We start from the raw sequence: 2985 nt of genomic DNA, 5'->3' as shown, positions 1-2985 counted from the left end.
GCCAATTGCGCGTCCAGGCTCGCTGAATTACTCTGCGGTGGTAGTAGTTCAGACCTTCCAAACTACCCAATTCGCGGCATGCCAGCGCCTATTGTTCTGCGGTATGCAACCGCCCAAGACGCTCCGGAGCTTGCCGAGTTCGCTGCCAAAGCGTTCTCCGACACCTATCGCGACTTGGACGATCCGAAGGACATTGCTGACTACGTCGCGGAGCACTTCAACGTTCCGGCAGTTACCAGCGTCCTTCGAGATGAAGCCTGCACCACCTTGCTCGCCACGTTGGCGGGCAAGATCGTCGGATACGCCGTGCTCAAGTCCGCGGAGCCTCCTGCGTGCGTCGCTGGCCCGAAACCTATTGAGCTTGCCCGCCTCTACGTAGGCGACGACTTCCTCGGTCAAGGGCTTGGTTCCCAAGTCATGCGAGCCGTCCACGCCGAGGCGAGGCGCCAGAGCAGTAAGACTCTCTGGCTCGGGGTGTACGACCGCAACGTCCGAGCAGTTGCGTTCTACGAGCGATCGGGCTTCCGCAAGGTCGGTGGCAAGGAGTTCTTGTTCGGTGGCCGCATCTATGTCGACCCCATCTACTCATCGCGAGTCCAAAGTGACGCCTAACCCTTCGATCGAGGCGCCCTTCCACGGCTTGGCACTTGGGCCGCGAGCCCGCCAGTGTCATCATCGGTCTCGCGGCCTAGATGCCAATCCGCGGCGGTTGCCTCAGTTCAAACGTTAGGCGTCAACCGCGCGCTCGAGTCGAAGCGCACAACCTTCGGCAGCTTCCTAGAGGCACAGACCCACGTTGCGCCCCCCCCGACCGACCCCCGGGTTAACCCCAGGCAGATATAGGTGTAGGGCCATAGTACGTTCGAGTTGGTGGGGGGCCTAGTCATGTACCACGGGAATGTAGTAACAATTCTCCCGAACAAGATTCGTCTACACGAGCAGGAACTGCATCCCATACGGATCTCCAACTCCTCACTTTGTTGGGCCCGTTGGCTGCCCGATCGAAGGCCGCAGATCCGCCAACGGCCTTACGACCATCTAGTTGTCTCACCGTTCGAGACTTCAACATGGCCAACTCTCTTTCAGATTACGCTAGCGCTCGACGACGAACGCCCTGGAACCCTATCGCCAGTTCTCCGAACCCTTCGTGATTTGCAATTCAATATATTGTCTATTGACGGAACGCCTGCTGGCCACCGGCACGCCATGATAGACATCATCGGCGATGCCGTCAGCATTCGGTCAGATGGTCAGACTTTAGAAGAAGGGTACAGGCTCGCCGACGAGAAGCGAAGCTTTCTTTGTCCGTCAACGCAAGAGTATGTCCATAGATTGTTTGCGCCACGAATGCTCCGTTATTCAGAGTCGATCCGGCAGGCGCTACTCGACTCCCATAGTACTGGCAAGTTCCTTCGCGAGACATTCCTGTACTCGGACTCACCAACGCCGGGTCGAGGAACTCTCTACGATCCAGCCTCACTTGACCTTTCGGTCCGGACCATCGGAGAGCAACAGTCGACAGCAGCTGTAAAGTGCACGTGGCTTCAGAATCATGCCTTCTTCTGGCTCTTTGGTCGCGATAATCCAGAGCCGATGGCATTGCGCTTTGACAGTCAATCCAACGCACTACGTCCTGAGCCATCATGGCGAGAGCAATTCAACGCAAAAACAAGGTTCCTAAATCCACCATTCAAGTCGATAGCCTCACTAAATTACTTTGAACAGTATCTGAGGATCACCTTCTCCGAATCTGATCAGTATGGGGAATCGGTAAGAATCAAGATCCCGTACACCGCCAAGTACGATCCAAGCCATGATTCACGCGGATTGCTATTCGAGATAACGCAAGAGCTGGCGGCGAAGCGGCTTGCGCTCCGAAGCATCAGCATGAGTACAGATTCGCGTACTCGAGGCGCGAAGCATGGCACCTTCCGCCTAGTGGCGTCCGTACACGATCAAATCCCAGGATTCGAGTCTCCGTCGAAGAAGCAAGAGTACGCCAAGGCTGCCGCTGAGGTTGCCAATAGTCGGGCTCGAATCGAGCTTTCAAAAGCTAGTTGCTTCATCGAGGAGGAACGACCAACCGTCACAACGTTCGGCGCTAAAACCCTGTTCTTGTCAACAAGCTTTGAGTGGCTTAAGACCAAGCGGCCGCAGATTCTGAAAGCAATACAAACTACTGCCGCTGATCATGGATTTATATTGGTTGTAGGCGATCGAACATTGTTGCCAAAGGAACATGAACATGTCTGGAACGCTGCGGACACACTAACGGCAAACGTTCTTTCTCTCCTCAGGAATTCGGATGCATTTTTGCAACTAATTCCTCGAGGCACAATAGACTCCCCAAAAGACCCGACTGGGCTTGTTTGGTTGTTGTTCGAATCTGGTGCTGCGCATGCGCTTCGACTTCCGTGCGCGATCTGCCTTGATCAATCTGGAGGCATTGACCTGCAGGACTGGACTCGAAGGCTCAAGGCTGGCACTGAAAAGCAGGTGTACCCGTTCGCCGGAGACATGGGAGACGATCAGATACTAGAGGTCGTTGACGGCGCATTGCGAGCGTTGGCCACCCAGGCGAGGCCTGGCCGAGCTTCAAAGTACTTTGGTGCATAGATTTCATTCTCCGCGCCCGCATCGATGTCAACGTGCCTTGTGCCGCCTCTCGATGACGCCTAACCCTTCGCTCGAGGCGACCCTCCACCGCTTGGCACTTGGGCCGCGATCCCGTGGTGTCCATCATCGGGCTCGCGGCCCAAGCGCCAATCCGCGGCGGTCGCCTCAGCTCAAACGTTAACCCGCAGGACGCCTCCACTTGCACCGCTCGCACGTCCTTGCCGCACTCTGCTCCTTCATCGCTACTGCGACCGTAGGTGCAGCTCCAGTTGGAGCCGACGGCGCGCTCCGCGTCGAAGATTCAGCCACCTTGGTTGTTCACACCGCCGCTGACTGCCCCGTCTGCAAAGCTTGGCGTGAGTCCAGCGC

The 2985-nt window shown here is 56.6% G+C and carries 2 protein-coding genes; both read left to right on the top strand.

Annotation, left to right across the window (positions count from 1 at the left end; all coding sequences use genetic code 11):
- Positions 1-612 (top strand): GNAT family N-acetyltransferase (locus D9C15_RS32880; RefSeq protein WP_205854978.1); only part of this gene is annotated, 612 nt, incomplete at its 5' end.
- Between the two features lie 594 nt (positions 613-1206).
- Positions 1207-2616, top strand: coding sequence for a hypothetical protein (locus D9C15_RS32875; protein ID WP_128003671.1), 1410 nt, complete (start codon positions 1207-1209; stop codon positions 2614-2616).
- Positions 2617-2985: the final 369 nt, after the last annotated feature.

Source organism: Piscinibacter defluvii (genome assembly GCF_004011805.1).
Taxonomy (GTDB): Bacteria; Pseudomonadota; Gammaproteobacteria; order Burkholderiales; family Burkholderiaceae_C; genus Piscinibacter; species Piscinibacter defluvii.
This window is presented reverse-complemented; position numbering and strand designations above follow the sequence as displayed.